We start from the raw sequence: 12,887 nt of genomic DNA, 5'->3' as shown, positions 1-12,887 counted from the left end.
GACATTCCATCAAAATAATATTCAATTGCTTTATATAAAACTTCTTCTAACTCTTTATCACTCATAAACTTATACTCCATTTTTATTAGGGAAGGGATTAACCTTCCCCATACTGTAACCACATCTAACTTAGCAATTGTTGTAATCCTGCTGCTTAGTTTAGACTCTAATCTATATAAGACATATTTGTTACCTTAATAATTTTTAATCTTTCTCCCATGGCCTTAATATTTTTCTTTCTTCATCGCTGGCACTTTCCTTTATAACTTCACCTAACAATCTATCAAAATAGCCATAGTTATATTTTTTATAATGTGTTGCCATCTCCATATCTTGTGAAAAGCTTCTGATTTTCTTAGCTTCTTGAATTAACAACACTACATTTTTACCTAACATCTACAGCTCTTCCTGAAACTTAAGCAGTTCAGCCTCAATATCGTTGTGATTATAGCTGCTACTTGTGTTCTCTTGATGTCTCTTACTATTATTGCTAGTATAATTACCAACCTGTTTAGTAACTTTCTGATTTAAATAACCTTCAAACTTAGTTCCAAAAAGTGTTTCTGGTCTTAAATACTGTTGCATATTTGTATTAAGCCATTCTGATGATTTAATATCTATTACCTTCTTAAAATCATCTATGGTAAAACCTTCTGCAATTCTAGCGTTAATAGATGCTCTAGTTTTTTTATTATTAACTCTATAATTGGTATTTGCTTTAGAGTTTAAATAATCAATTATTTCACTATATATATTTATATCTATATCTTCTTCTCTTTCTTCTTCTTTTTCTTTATCTTCTTCTAGGGCAACGACGTCGCTCGATGTATCTGACGAGTTGTCGTTCGACTTGTCAGACGATTTTTTTGACGATTCTATTAATAATTTTTGCTTTGCCCTTTTTTCTTTTTGATAAATTCTATCTCTTTCTTTTTTCTTCTCATAAGCGTCTAAAGTCTGATGTTTATTCCAATTTGGTATAGTTATTACATTATTGATTAGCTCAATCATTCCAAAATCACTAAAAGTTTTTAATGCAAATCTTACTGTATTTACCTCTTTTCTAAAAATAGTAGCTAGCATTTCTTCTGTATACGGTATCCTATCATTTAAAAGAAATACCCCACTATTATTGTTCTTTCCAGCTAAACATAACAATTTAAACCAAATTACTATAATTGAATCTGATCCAGGTAAACTTTCAATTAATAGTATCTTTTCATCATCAAATATATCTGTTACTATCTTTATCCATTTAACACTTGACATACTTTATCTCCTATTTGATTTCTTTCTAATATTTCTATATACTAAACTTGTATGTTTTTTTGACGTGCCTTTACTTTGGTCGGTTAGGCATGTCTCTTTTTACGTCTTATAGCATTACTATTTAGTAATAATTCTAATGCTGTCTTTTCACTAAGTTGTTTTTTAGCCATGTATCATATATCCTCCTTTGCTCTTCAGCTACTTCCTTATCTCTTTCTTCACTTAACATAAGCGTTATTCTGTTACTTATTCCCAAAGTGATTACTGATAGTTCTAAACTCATTTGCACCCTCATGCTCTATCCCTCCATATCTCATATGCAACTTCGATTAATATTTTTGCTACTGGTAAGCCTACTAAAGCTAAACTTCCCCATAAAACAAACAACTTTATTACTGCTTGTACAACTATTTCGGCTGTAGTCATAATTTCTCTACCTCATTTCTATTAAAGATTCCCATTCTGAAATAAGTTCCATATTATATTTATTAATCTTTTTCATACAAAAAAGCATCATTGCTCTTTTATCAATATTACAATTCGCTATGTTTTCATATTCATCAAATAATATTTTGTTTGCTTTAGATAATTTATTTATTCTTCTAATTAATTTAAACGTTTTGATATAGATTTTAACTAACTTTCTCATGGTAATTACCTCGTATAATAATCATTTTGATTCTGCCTTATATTTAGTACTTAATTTGTTATCACAGTTAGCATTAAAATTGCCAACAATAAATATCTAAACTCACTTATAAAGTTGTTATGAATTCTAGCTTTATGCACTTCAGCAAAACATATCGCCATAAATATCAATGCTATAATTTTTAAAATAATTTGTATAATTTTAAGAGTTCCCATCTATTATTCCTCCTTATCCTTATTAATCACTAATACAAACTCTTTATAAATTTCAATTTTACAATCTTGATACTTCTTTGTTATTCTTATTTTTTCTTTAAAGTTCTTGTATGGTATTGCTGCACATACTATAGTTCCTATCATTCAAATCACCACAATACATTATTAAATTGCATTCTTGAAATCAATTTGGTTATTAACTTTTATGATTTCCTCTTTTAAGCCTGTTGGAACTCTATAGTTTGCTACTATCTCCTTAGCTGTAACAAACTGCCCTCTCTTTATTGCTTCGTACTTTGTTACTTGAAATTCTCTCTTTAATTGATGTTGAATATCTGCATAAACCTTACCTCTTAGGCTATTATCTATATAAGCTTGGCTACCTTTACCTCCTAATACTTCTACTCCTTTTCTTCTAACCAAAGCTTGAAGCTCTTTACACTCCACAGTAAATAATGGTGTAGTTTCTTTGTATTCAGTAAAATCATCTCTAAGCTCTTTTACTTCTTCCTTAACTTCCTTGGCATACCTAAATTGAAGTTCTAACATTTCCTCTGTAGATAATTGCTTAACTTGTCCTTTTATAGCTTGTTCCATCTTGTTAAAAGCTTCTATATATTTAAGTTTCCATTGAAGTGCTTTGCTACCAGTGAAGCCCATTACTAATAAACTAAATCCATCTCTTGTTAATAAATACTCTTTAAACTTTCTATTATTGGAATTTATATAATCACTTTCTATAAATAGACCATTGCTCAAAATTGAGCCATCCTCTTTTATTAAATTTTCAATATCTCTAATAATATTTTTATGTTCCTTTTCAAAATCCTCAGCGACCTGTCTACTTGTTACAACTAACTCCCCATCTATTCTTTTAATTACTACATCCTTATGTTTGTGTCTTAAATTTTCCATTTTCTTTTCCTCTCCTTATATCAATTTTAGAGTTATCAACATTTTTATTAACAAATTTTCAACAGCTTATCCACACTTTTTGTTGATAACTGTGTTTTTCATATTAAATAATCTGTAATCTAATACTCTCTAGTTTTTTCTTATAAAAATCTCTTTCTATTGTTAGTTTTTCAATTATTGTTTCTAACCTTCTTCTTTCCTTAGGACTAAGAGGGTTTAAATTTCCTATTGTCTCTATTTCTAAAATTTCATCCATACTATATCTTGGTGATGGTATTTTAGGAACTCTAGTTATTATTCCTTCTGCTTCATACTTTTCAATTACTTGAGTTGATGTAAAGTCCCATCTTTTAGCCAAACTTTGTCTACTTAATAACGTTTTTTCTTCTAATTGATTGCTCAACAAAACTTCCTCCTATCCTGTAATTTTAAAATCTTTAAAAATTTCATCTGTTGTACAGTTATATACCCTCGCCATTCTTGCAATTAATTCTGCTGATGGACTTCCATGCCCTTGTTCTAATTTGTAGAATGTACTTTTACTAATCTTCAATTGCTCTACTGCCTCAACAGTATGTAACCCTGCATTTATTCGTCTTATCTTAATTGGTGTTATTTTCACTCAAATTCCTCCTTTAACATTAAATTTTAGTAAGACAAAAATGTTATGTTATGTGATTGGTTTGTCTTAGCTTGTCTTAATAATATCAGTAATACCGATATCAGTAAACTTCTAATTATATCATAATATCGGTATTATTGAAAATTATATCGCTAATACTTTTATTTTCTTTAAAATTCTTTAATTTTCTATTGATTTTATCAGTAATTATGATAAAATTATCATACGAGGTGAATTTGTTATGTTAGGTGAAAAAGTTAAAACTCTAAGAAAGGCTTTAAAAATTACTCAAAAGGAATTGGCCAATACTGTTGGTGTTAGTCAATCTACAATTGGAATGATTGAAGGTAATAGACAAGGGGCTAGCAATGATACACTATTAAAATTAGCAATAGCATTGAATACCACTGTAGATGATTTACTTTCTGATAGTTCTATAGAAAATGAAATCAAATTATCTACAAGAGCTGAAAAAGATATAGAAAAGGCATTAAAACAAACATTAGAAGATTTATCTAATACACAAGATGGTCTTATGTTCAGTGGTGAGCCTATAGATGATGAAACCAGAGAGCTATTAAAAATAAGCTTAGAAAACTCTATGAGATTAGCTAAACAGATTGCTAAACAAAAATATACTCCTAAAAAATATAGGTAAATTTCGGGGGATTTTATGCATATACAGAAGATTGTTGAGAATTTAAAAAGAAAATATGGAACAAATAACCCTTTTGAATTAGCCAAGTGTCTAAATATAATAATTCTTCATGAAGAGCTTGGCGAAATCAAAGGATACTATAATAAATTTGCAAGACAAAAGTTTATTCATCTTAATAATAATTTAAGAGAAGATGAATTGTATTTTACTTGTGGGCATGAATTAGGGCATGCACTTATGCATCCAAACTCAAATACTCCTGCTTTAAGATCTAATACATTATACTCAATTAATAGACTTGAAATGGAAGCAAACCAATTTTCTGTTGATCTAATTATTGATGATAAAAAAATTAAGGAATTTTTAGAATATAACTTTTATACGTTAGATAATATATCAAACGTATTGTGTATAGATAAAAATATTATTGAATTTAAAATAAAAAGAATGTATAAAAATAAATTTATTTAATCTATTCTTTTTATTTTTAATTTAATTTAGAACATATGTACTGAAAGGAGGTTTATTATGGACTTCACTACCTATCAAATACCAAAAGAATATACCGATAAATTTAAAGTTACAAAAAAAGATGAAAGAGATTTTAAAAAGTTTTGGGATAATGAACTAAAATTATTAACTGAAACTACTAAATTATCAATTAATGACATTGAAATAATACATAAGGTTATTATGGATATATTTTGGGAAGCTAAAGGAATGAATAAAGAAAAATATACCCCTAATAAATTCAAGAAAAATATATATGTAAGGAGTTAATTATTATGGAGTACAATATAACCTATCGCCAAAAAGACAAAGGATGGCAATATATCATAAGCTATAAAGTCAATGGTAAATGGAAACAAAAATCAAAACAGGGATTTAAAAGTAAGAAAGAAGCTAAACCTTATGCAGAAATAGCATTGCAAGAATTGAAAAACAACTTAAATTTAAATCAAGAATTAAAAGACATCACTTTTGAAGAATTTAAAGACCTTTATATAGAACATATAAGCTTATATATGCAAGAAAATACTATAAAGCTTTATCATATGGCATTAAAGCATTTTGAATCATTATATAAATTAGAAATGAATAGAATCAATACTCTTCATATACAATCTTGTATTGATAAAATGGTTGTTGCTGGTTTATCTTATGGATCAATAAAAACTTATAAAAATAGGATAACCTCAATTTTTAATAGTGCTGTTACTAAATATAATATTTTATCTATATCTCCAGCTATAAACTTAGAAATCAAAACCCAAAAAGAGCCAAGTAAAAAAAGAGCATTAACAGATAATGACTTAAAAGATTTAATTAATAAAACCCAAAATATGAAATACAAAGTTATGTTCTCTTTGGCTGGTATGTGTGGGCTTAGATTGGGAGAAATATTAGGTTTAAAATGGGATAAAATAGATTTCAAAAATAATACTATAACAATTGATATTCAATGGAAAAACCTTCCCAATAACTCTGTTGGCTTTGGTGAATTAAAATCTGCTAATTCATACAGAACTGTTCCTATGCCACCATTAGTAAGAAAACTTCTATTACAATGGAAAAGCAACTCTATTACCGATACACATAATAGAGTTATAATTTATAAAAATGTAACTGGACTAACATCTTTATTGAAAAATTACATCAAAAAAATAGGATACGACTTGTCCATTCATGAACTTAGGCATACTTATGCAACAGCTCTAATTTCTAATGGAGTAGATTTTAAAACTGTTGCTAAACTTATGGGGCATGATATAGAACAAACTATGAAAACCTACTCTCATGTTACAGATGATATGCTTAATAATGCAACAAAATTATTATCTAAAATTTTTTAAACATTATTTTTGACGAATTTTTGACGAATTTATTTTTTACCCACTCAAACCCTTGATTTTAGCTACATTCTATAACTTTATATTATTTTCTCTAGCATAGTAGAAAAGATATTGTTGTGCTAATCCTGATAATTCACCAAATTTATCTCTTCCAAAAACTCTTATCTTATTTAAAGAAACATCTGGTGCTACATAGAAATGTATCATAGCTCTCTTTACCCATACGTCAACAGGGAAAGCTGATTTCTTTTCCATAGAAAATAACATTATACAATCTGCAACTTTAGCTCCTACTCCCATAAAGTTTTGAAGAGCTATATGACATTCATCTGTAGGTAATGATTTTATATATTCTAAATCAAATATCCTTAATTCTTCAGTTAATGTACCATTGTTTTTAGCTTCAATTGCATCATTTACTTTGCTTATAGTATCAAATATGTACTTACTTCTGAAAGATGCACCAGTTTCTTTTATCTCATCTAAAGTTGCGCCCTTAAATTGTTCTGGAGTTGGGAACGCATAATATGTATTACCCTTATAAGAAAGTTCATCTCCCCACTTCTCAGACATTTTCTTTATAGTTTTCATTATAGCAGGTATACTATTTCTTGCTGATACTATAAAGCTTATTAGCATTTCAAATGGGTCTTGATTAAGAATTCTTATTCCATATCCAAACTCAACACTTTTTCTTAAAGTTTCATCCTTAGCAAGTTCACCCTTAAGAACTGAATAATCTGTATCCAAATCAAAATAATTCTTCCAAATCTCATTAAAATCATTAAGATTAGTATTATAAATAATTACATTGTCACCATCTTGAACTACTTCTATAACTCTTCTATAAGCTACTACGATATAGTTTTTATCAGAGATTCTTTCCCATCTAAAACATTGTCCACATTCTAATATTTGCTTTATATTAAAATCCTTAACACCCTCAATTATTATTGAATTATCATTTTCTATTATATTTCTATAATTCATTACTACACCTCATTTAATTTAAATTTAATTTCTAAAAAGTTATATTTATCTGCTGAAAATATATTTTTCTTCACAAAGTGAATATTTCTCCTAACGTCTCTACTTATATTATCTTCTCTTTATTCTTTAATTTATATTCCAAGGAAAAAGATTATTAGTTAATATTTTCTTTTATTTATATGCTATATTAAATAATTTATTTTTTCAATATTTTTAATAATTTATTAGAAAGAAAAATAAATACCTTCGGTACACTAATTTACCGAAGGCATTTTTCTCTAAGCTAAAATAAACATAATATTGTCGTTAGCTAATCTAACATTTATCTATTTATTATGTATAATTTCTTATATTCCTCTACTAAATCTTGTAGCACTTCTGCAGCTGTTTTCATCATAATTGTACATCTTGGAGCTTCCTGCTCATAATATTTCTCTTTTAAAGGAATACACTCCAAAGTTCCCATTCTCCTATTGTATTCATTTATAAATCTTGATGTCATCTCTTTAACTTGTGGGCTTTTATGTCCTCTTTCCGTAGTGAACATTAATCCGATTACTGCCGCACCACCTGTTATAGCTCCACAAACACTTCCTACGGCCATTCCTCCACCAAAAGAAGCCATTGTCATTAAAGTTTGTTTAGAAATATTTAAATCATACTCATCATTTGCTGCTACAAGCATGCATTCTGCACAGTTTAAATCATATTCTTTATCATAATATTTCATAACTAAATCTACTAACATTTTTCATCCTCCATTACTAATAATCCATTTTTATATTAGCATTCTCACTTAAAATACTAAACACGCTTCCTTTATTATTCCGAAACTATTTTACCACTAAAAAAGGATATAGAAGTACTTTTATTTAAAAAATACTCCTATATCCTAATTGTAATTTAACGCTAGGTATTACTTACTATAATCGTAGAATCCTTTTCCTGTCTTTCTTCCTAACCATCCAGCTCTAACATATTTTCTTAATACGCTACTAGCTCTATATTTAGTATCTCCTGTCTCATTATATAAAACATCCATAATAGCTAAACAAACATCCAACCCTACTAAATCACCTAAAGCTAAAGGTCCCATAGGATGATTTGCACCATATTTCATAGCTGTATCTATGTCTTCTACAGATGCAATTCCTTCTTGAAGTATAAATGAAGCTTCATTTATCATAGGAATAAGTATTCTGTTAACTACAAATCCTGGAGCTTCCTTTACTTCTACTGGCTCTTTTCCTATTGCTAAAGATGCTTCTTTTACTGCATCAAATGTTTCTTGAGATGTAGCCATTCCTCTTATAATTTCAACTAACTTCATTACTGGAGCTGGGTTAAAGAAATGCATACCTATAACTTTATCTGGTCTTGATGTAGCTGAAGCTACTTCTGTTATAGATAAGGAAGAAGTATTTGAAGCTAGTATAGCTTCTGGTTTACATATCTTATCTAATTCTGCGAATATTTCTTTTTTAATTTTCATATTTTCAATAGCTGCTTCCACAACTAAATCACAATCAGCAGCTAAATTCATATCAGTAGTTCCAGAAATTCTTAAAAGTATTTCTTCCTTAACTTCTTCAGTCATTTTGCCTTTAGCTACTTGCTTAGATAACCCCTTATTAATTCCAGCAATTCCTCTTTCAACAAATTCATCTTTTATATCTCTAACTATAACTTCATATCCCTTTTGAGCAAAAGCCTGAACTATTCCAGCACCCATAGTTCCTGCACCTAAAACAAAAATCTTTTTCATAACCAATACCCCTCTCATTCTTCAAATTAACTATACTAACTCTACTGCTATTTCTGAGTCTTTAGATTCCATTGATTTTAATTCGCTTATCATTTCTGGTATTACTTTATTTAAGTCTCCGACTATTGCATAGTCTGCAACCTTCATTATTGGAGCTGCTTCATCTTTATTTATAGCAATAATCATATCTGATTCTTGCATACCAGCAACGTGTTGAATAGCCCCTGAAATACCGCAAGCTATATATATGCTTGGTCTTACAGTTTTACCAGTTTGACCAACTTGATAATCTCTTTCTATCCATCCCTTATCTACAGCTCCTCTTGATCCTCCTACTACTCCACCAAAAGCATGTGCTAATTCTTGAAGCAATGAGAAGTTTTCTTTTGAGCCTACTCCTCTACCACCTGATACTATTACTTTAGCTTCACTTATATCTACAACTTCTTTATTAGCTTTTACTATTTCTAAAATTGTAGTTCTTATATCTGAAGTTTCTAGTTTAACTTCTACATTTTCCACTGTAAAATCATAGTTCTTTTCAGTTAATCTAGAAAATACTCCTGGTCTTACTGTAGCCATTTGCGGTCTGTGGTCAGGACAAGCTATTGTAGCCATTATATTTCCACCAAAAGCAGGTCTTGTTGCTAATAATGCTCCATTTTCAACTTCAACAGCTAAAGATGTACAATCTGCAGTTAACCCAGTTCTTAATCTTGCAGCAACTCTTGGCCCTAAATCTCTTCCTATAAATGTTGCTCCTATAAAGAATATTCCTGGTTTTTTATCATTAACTAAGTCACAAAGAACCTTTGTATATCCATCAGTAGTATAATTTTCTAACTCAGTATGATCAGCTACCAATACTTCATCAGCACCATACTCTCCTAATCTATTAGCCAAATGTCCAATATTATTTCCTAATAATACAGCTGTTAACTTAACTCCCAATTCGTTAGCTAATCTCCTACTTTCACCTAATATCTCTAAAGATACTTTTTGTAATTCACCATGTCTTTGCTCAGCGAATACCCAAACTCCTTGATAATCTGCTATATTCATCATAAATCCCTCCATTCTCTTAGATGTAATGTTTCTCTTTTAATTTACTTAAAACATATGATACTGCTTCTGGTACTGAATCTTTAACTATTTCTCCTTCACCCTTTGCTTCCTTAGTCATTGACTTCTTAACCTTTGTAGGTGATCCATTCAATCCTATTTCATTAGCTTCTACATCTAAGTCATCTGATGTCATTACCCTTACTTCTTTATTTGCTGTATCAAATATCAATCTAGCATTCATGTATCTTGGATGATTTAACTCTTCAATAGCTGTTAGAAGACATGGTGTTTGAACTTTTATTAATTCATATCCATCTTCTAAAGCTCTATTTACTATTAAGTCATTTCCATCAAACTCAACGTCTTGTACATAAGTTACTTGAGGAATTTCTAAATGCTCTGCTATTTCTGGACCAACTTGAGCTGTATCTCCATCGATAGCTTGTCTTCCCCCAAATATTATGTCATAGTCTAAAGTTTTAATAGCTGCTGCCAAAGTCTTAGATGTTGCAAGTGTATCTGCTCCACCAAAAGCTCTATCTGTTAAAAGTATTGCTTCATCAGCACCCATGCATAATGCTTCTCTTAAAGCTTCCTTAGCTTGTGGAGGTCCCATACTTATTACTGTAATATGAGCGCCATTTTTTTCTTTTATTTGTAATGCAGCTTCTAAAGCATGCTTATCCTCTGGATTTATTATTGAAGGTACACCTTCTCTTATTAAAGTTCCCTTAACTGGATCTATTTTTACTACTGTTGTATCTGGTACTTGTTTTAAACAAACTACTATATTCATATAAAATACCTCCCTATCTTAATGCTGCGCCTGAAATAACCATCTTTTGAACTTCTGAAGTTCCTTCATAAATCTCAGTTATTTTAGCATCTCTCATCATTCTTTCTACTGGATAATCCTTAGTGTATCCATATCCACCGTGGATTTGTATAGCCTTAGTTGTTACTTCCATAGCAACTTCAGCAGCAAACAACTTAGCTCTTGCAGCTTCTACTGAGTAAGGTAATTTATTTTGTTTAAGCCATGCAGCTTTATATACAAGATGTCTTGCAGCTTCAATCTTAGTGTCCATTTCTGCAATCATCCATTGTAATCCTTGGAATGCTCCTAAATTTCTACCAAATTGTTTTCTTTCTTTCATGTATTTAATAGCTTCTTCATAAGCTCCTTCAGCTATTCCTAAAGCTTGTGCTGCTATACCTATTCTTCCTCCGTCAAGAGTTTTCATAGCCATACCGAAGCCTTTTCCTTCTTTACCAATTAAATTTTCTTTTGGAACTATACAGTTTTCAAATATAAGCTCAGTAGTTGAAGAGCCTCTTATTCCTAGCTTGTCTTCTACTTTTCCAATAGAGAATCCTGGGAAGTCTTTTTCAACTATAAATGCTGATATTCCTCTAGTTCCTTGTTTTTTATCTGTCATTGCAAAAATCACGAATGTATCTGCAACTCCACCATTAGTTATAAATATCTTTGAACCATTTAAAACATAATGATCTCCATCTAATACTGCCACTGTTTGTTGTCCCGCAGCATCTGTTCCAGCACCTGGTTCAGTTAAACCAAAAGCTCCTATTTTTTCACCTTTAGCAAGTGGAGCTAAGTATTTTTGTTTTTGTTCCTCTGTCCCAAAATCATTTATAGCTCCAGCACCTAATGAAGTATGTGCAGAAACAATAACTCCAGTCGTAGCACAAACCTTAGATAATTCTTCTACTGTTAAGATGTAAGATAATACATCTCCACCAGCTCCACCATATTTCTTATCAAATGGAATCCCCATCATTCCAAGCTCTCCCATTTTCTTAACATTTTCCATTGGGAACCTTTCAGTTTCATCAACTTCAGCTGCTATAGGCTTTACTTCATTTAAAGCAAAACTTTTAACCATTTGCTTTATTAATCGTTGTTCCGTAGTTAATCCAAATTCCATATTTGTTACCTCCTGATTCTTATACCTATTTTTAATTATCTATTTTGGAAGTTCTTAGATCTTTTTTCTAAAAACGCTGTCATACCTTCTAATTGATCTTCTGAATCAAAACATTTACCAAAATCTTCAGCTTCAACCTTAATAGCTAAATCCATATCTACTTGGGTTCCTCTGTTTATTGCATCCTTACATAACTTAACTGCTATTGGTGCGTTTGCAATTATTGAACTTGCCATTTTCTTAGCTTCATCCATTAAACTTTCTACAGGTACCACTTTATTAACTAATCCAATTCTTAAAGCTTCTTCAGCATTTACCATTGCGCAAGTATATATAAGCTCCTTAGCTTTTCCTGCTCCTACTAATCTCGGAAGTCTTTGAGTTCCTCCAAATCCTGGTGTTATCCCAAGGCCAGCTTCTGGTTGTGCAAATCTAGCTTTTTCTGATGCTATTCTTATATCGCAAGCCATAGCAAGTTCACAACCTCCCCCTAGGGCAAATCCAGGTATAGCTGCAATTACAGGCTTCTCTAAGGTCTCTAATCTTCTAAATACTTTATTACCAAGTAATCCAAACTCTTCAGCTTCTGTTGAATTTAAATCTTTCATTTCTGCAATATCAGCTCCAGCCACAAAAGCCTTTTGCCCAGCTCCTGTTACTATTACGCAATAGATCTCACTATTATTTTCAATACTATCTATTACTATGTCTAACTCTCTCAAAGTGTCTGAATTTAGGGCATTTAAAGCTTTAGGTCTATTAATAATAATAGTTGCTAAATTACCTTCAGTTTCTAAAATGACATTTTTTAATTCTACATCAACTTGCATTCTCAACATTCCTCTCTTTTATACAAAATTCATCATCAAAAAAAGCATAAGACAATTTTATTGTTAATTTTCTAACAATAATGATTAAAAAAATATACTTTTTTGTC

Annotated in this window: 21 protein-coding genes; 4 read left to right on the top strand and 17 right to left on the bottom strand. The window is 30.1% G+C overall.

All coding sequences use genetic code 11. The annotated features are described in order from the left end of the window. Window positions 1-204: 204 nt before the first annotated feature. The 10 genes from H8S20_RS19595 to H8S20_RS19555 all read right to left on the bottom strand — a co-directional run bounded on the left by H8S20_RS19595 (window position 205) and on the right by H8S20_RS19555 (window position 3,670). Entirely contained in the window at window positions 205-396 is a 192-nt protein-coding gene (locus H8S20_RS19595; protein ID WP_186861142.1) for a hypothetical protein, read from the bottom strand. Beyond that, complete coding sequence (locus H8S20_RS19590) at window positions 397-1,269, bottom strand: phage replisome organizer N-terminal domain-containing protein (protein ID WP_186861141.1); 873 nt, start codon at window positions 1,267-1,269, stop codon at window positions 397-399. A gap of 133 nt (window positions 1,270-1,402) precedes the next feature. Beyond that, a complete protein-coding gene (locus H8S20_RS19585; protein WP_186861140.1) occupies window positions 1,403-1,564 on the bottom strand; it encodes a hypothetical protein in 162 nt (53 codons plus the stop codon). Beyond that, a complete protein-coding gene (locus H8S20_RS20760) occupies window positions 1,561-1,695 on the bottom strand; it encodes a hypothetical protein (RefSeq protein ID WP_279288192.1) in 135 nt (44 codons plus the stop codon). Before H8S20_RS20760 ends, H8S20_RS19585 begins: the two co-directional genes overlap by 4 nt. A 7-nt stretch (window positions 1,696-1,702) precedes the next feature. Further along, the gene (locus H8S20_RS19580; RefSeq protein WP_186861139.1) at window positions 1,703-1,918 is read right to left on the bottom strand and encodes a hypothetical protein; all 216 of its coding nucleotides are present in this window, start codon (window positions 1,916-1,918) and stop codon (window positions 1,703-1,705) included. Between the two features lie 50 nt (window positions 1,919-1,968). Then, window positions 1,969-2,133, bottom strand: a complete 165-nt coding sequence (locus tag H8S20_RS19575) for a hypothetical protein (RefSeq protein ID WP_186861138.1) — start codon at window positions 2,131-2,133, stop codon at window positions 1,969-1,971. 3 nt (window positions 2,134-2,136) lie between these two features. Further along, window positions 2,137-2,277, bottom strand: a complete 141-nt coding sequence (locus tag H8S20_RS19570; RefSeq protein WP_186861137.1) for a hypothetical protein — start codon at window positions 2,275-2,277, stop codon at window positions 2,137-2,139. A 21-nt stretch (window positions 2,278-2,298) separates the two neighbouring features. Then, complete coding sequence (locus tag H8S20_RS19565) at window positions 2,299-3,048, bottom strand: ORF6C domain-containing protein (RefSeq protein ID WP_186861136.1); 750 nt, start codon at window positions 3,046-3,048, stop codon at window positions 2,299-2,301. Window positions 3,049-3,151: 103 nt separating this feature from the next. Continuing rightward, window positions 3,152-3,451, bottom strand: a complete 300-nt coding sequence (locus tag H8S20_RS19560) for a transcription factor (protein WP_186861135.1) — start codon at window positions 3,449-3,451, stop codon at window positions 3,152-3,154. Window positions 3,452-3,463: 12 nt separating this feature from the next. Beyond that, window positions 3,464-3,670 (bottom strand): helix-turn-helix domain-containing protein, encoded by a 207-nt coding sequence (locus H8S20_RS19555; protein WP_186861134.1) that lies wholly within the window; start codon window positions 3,668-3,670, stop codon window positions 3,464-3,466. A gap of 241 nt (window positions 3,671-3,911) precedes the next feature. On the opposite strand from H8S20_RS19555, the gene H8S20_RS19550 reads away from it, so the two are divergent. Genes H8S20_RS19550 through H8S20_RS19535 form a run of 4 tightly spaced genes read left to right on the top strand, consistent with a single transcriptional unit; the run spans window position 3,912 to window position 6,181 of the window. Then, window positions 3,912-4,328, top strand: coding sequence for a helix-turn-helix domain-containing protein (locus H8S20_RS19550; RefSeq protein ID WP_186861133.1), 417 nt, complete (start codon window positions 3,912-3,914; stop codon window positions 4,326-4,328). Between the two features lie 15 nt (window positions 4,329-4,343). Continuing rightward, a complete protein-coding gene (locus H8S20_RS19545) occupies window positions 4,344-4,799 on the top strand; it encodes an ImmA/IrrE family metallo-endopeptidase (protein WP_186861132.1) in 456 nt (151 codons plus the stop codon). Between the two features lie 57 nt (window positions 4,800-4,856). Continuing rightward, window positions 4,857-5,108 (top strand): hypothetical protein, encoded by a 252-nt coding sequence (locus tag H8S20_RS19540; protein ID WP_186861131.1) that lies wholly within the window; start codon window positions 4,857-4,859, stop codon window positions 5,106-5,108. A 5-nt stretch (window positions 5,109-5,113) separates the two neighbouring features. Next, entirely contained in the window at window positions 5,114-6,181 is a 1,068-nt protein-coding gene (locus tag H8S20_RS19535) for a site-specific integrase (RefSeq protein WP_186861130.1), read from the top strand. A gap of 69 nt (window positions 6,182-6,250) precedes the next feature. On the opposite strand, the gene H8S20_RS19530 is transcribed toward H8S20_RS19535, so the two are convergent. The 7 genes from H8S20_RS19530 to H8S20_RS19500 all read right to left on the bottom strand — a co-directional run bounded on the left by H8S20_RS19530 (window position 6,251) and on the right by H8S20_RS19500 (window position 12,780). Beyond that, entirely contained in the window at window positions 6,251-7,171 is a 921-nt protein-coding gene (locus H8S20_RS19530; RefSeq protein ID WP_186861129.1) for a DNA-3-methyladenine glycosylase family protein, read from the bottom strand. 322 nt (window positions 7,172-7,493) lie between these two features. Next, window positions 7,494-7,919 carry a C-GCAxxG-C-C family (seleno)protein gene (locus H8S20_RS19525; RefSeq protein WP_186861128.1) on the bottom strand — a complete coding sequence of 142 codons (426 nt, stop codon included), beginning with the start codon at window positions 7,917-7,919 and terminating at the stop codon, window positions 7,494-7,496. Window positions 7,920-8,087: 168 nt separating this feature from the next. Continuing rightward, entirely contained in the window at window positions 8,088-8,936 is an 849-nt protein-coding gene (locus H8S20_RS19520; protein WP_032117147.1) for a 3-hydroxybutyryl-CoA dehydrogenase, read from the bottom strand. A 30-nt stretch (window positions 8,937-8,966) separates the two neighbouring features. Next, window positions 8,967-9,998 (bottom strand): electron transfer flavoprotein subunit alpha/FixB family protein, encoded by a 1,032-nt coding sequence (locus H8S20_RS19515; protein ID WP_186861147.1) that lies wholly within the window; start codon window positions 9,996-9,998, stop codon window positions 8,967-8,969. Window positions 9,999-10,017: 19 nt separating this feature from the next. Then, on the bottom strand, window positions 10,018-10,797 hold the full coding sequence (locus H8S20_RS19510) for an electron transfer flavoprotein subunit beta/FixA family protein (RefSeq protein ID WP_186861127.1): 780 nt from the start codon (window positions 10,795-10,797) through the stop codon (window positions 10,018-10,020). Window positions 10,798-10,810: 13 nt separating this feature from the next. Then, on the bottom strand, window positions 10,811-11,950 hold the full coding sequence (locus tag H8S20_RS19505; RefSeq protein ID WP_186861126.1) for an acyl-CoA dehydrogenase: 1,140 nt from the start codon (window positions 11,948-11,950) through the stop codon (window positions 10,811-10,813). Between the two features lie 35 nt (window positions 11,951-11,985). Continuing rightward, entirely contained in the window at window positions 11,986-12,780 is a 795-nt protein-coding gene (locus H8S20_RS19500) for a short-chain-enoyl-CoA hydratase (RefSeq protein ID WP_186861146.1), read from the bottom strand. Window positions 12,781-12,887 lie beyond the last annotated feature (107 nt).

It is taken from the genome of Clostridium hominis (assembly GCF_014287825.1).
GTDB classification, from domain to species: Bacteria; Bacillota; Clostridia; order Clostridiales; family Clostridiaceae; genus Clostridium; species Clostridium hominis.
This window is presented reverse-complemented; position numbering and strand designations above follow the sequence as displayed.

Bases quoted from the DNA above. Each gene is read 5' to 3' on its own strand.
- H8S20_RS19535 (WP_186861130.1), top strand. From the start codon at position 5,114: ATGGAGTACAATATAACCTATCGCCAAAAAGACAAAGGATGGCAATAT.
- H8S20_RS19505 (WP_186861126.1), bottom strand. From the start codon at position 11,950: ATGGAATTTGGATTAACTACGGAACAACGATTAATAAAGCAAATGGTT.
- H8S20_RS19570 (WP_186861137.1), bottom strand. From the start codon at position 2,277: ATGATAGGAACTATAGTATGTGCAGCAATACCATACAAGAACTTTAAA.
- H8S20_RS19540 (WP_186861131.1), top strand. From the start codon at position 4,857: ATGGACTTCACTACCTATCAAATACCAAAAGAATATACCGATAAATTT.
- H8S20_RS19500 (WP_186861146.1), bottom strand. From the start codon at position 12,780: ATGCAAGTTGATGTAGAATTAAAAAATGTCATTTTAGAAACTGAAGGT.
- H8S20_RS19575 (WP_186861138.1), bottom strand. From the start codon at position 2,133: ATGGGAACTCTTAAAATTATACAAATTATTTTAAAAATTATAGCATTG.
- H8S20_RS19525 (WP_186861128.1), bottom strand. From the start codon at position 7,919: ATGTTAGTAGATTTAGTTATGAAATATTATGATAAAGAATATGATTTA.
- H8S20_RS19510 (WP_186861127.1), bottom strand. From the start codon at position 10,797: ATGAATATAGTAGTTTGTTTAAAACAAGTACCAGATACAACAGTAGTA.
- H8S20_RS20760 (WP_279288192.1), bottom strand. From the start codon at position 1,695: ATGACTACAGCCGAAATAGTTGTACAAGCAGTAATAAAGTTGTTTGTT.
- H8S20_RS19565 (WP_186861136.1), bottom strand. From the start codon at position 3,048: ATGGAAAATTTAAGACACAAACATAAGGATGTAGTAATTAAAAGAATA.
- H8S20_RS19580 (WP_186861139.1), bottom strand. From the start codon at position 1,918: ATGAGAAAGTTAGTTAAAATCTATATCAAAACGTTTAAATTAATTAGA.
- H8S20_RS19590 (WP_186861141.1), bottom strand. From the start codon at position 1,269: ATGTCAAGTGTTAAATGGATAAAGATAGTAACAGATATATTTGATGAT.
- H8S20_RS19530 (WP_186861129.1), bottom strand. From the start codon at position 7,171: ATGAATTATAGAAATATAATAGAAAATGATAATTCAATAATAATTGAG.
- H8S20_RS19545 (WP_186861132.1), top strand. From the start codon at position 4,344: ATGCATATACAGAAGATTGTTGAGAATTTAAAAAGAAAATATGGAACA.
- H8S20_RS19515 (WP_186861147.1), bottom strand. From the start codon at position 9,998: ATGAATATAGCAGATTATCAAGGAGTTTGGGTATTCGCTGAGCAAAGA.
- H8S20_RS19585 (WP_186861140.1), bottom strand. From the start codon at position 1,564: ATGAGGGTGCAAATGAGTTTAGAACTATCAGTAATCACTTTGGGAATA.
- H8S20_RS19550 (WP_186861133.1), top strand. From the start codon at position 3,912: ATGTTAGGTGAAAAAGTTAAAACTCTAAGAAAGGCTTTAAAAATTACT.
- H8S20_RS19595 (WP_186861142.1), bottom strand. From the start codon at position 396: ATGTTAGGTAAAAATGTAGTGTTGTTAATTCAAGAAGCTAAGAAAATC.
- H8S20_RS19520 (WP_032117147.1), bottom strand. From the start codon at position 8,936: ATGAAAAAGATTTTTGTTTTAGGTGCAGGAACTATGGGTGCTGGAATA.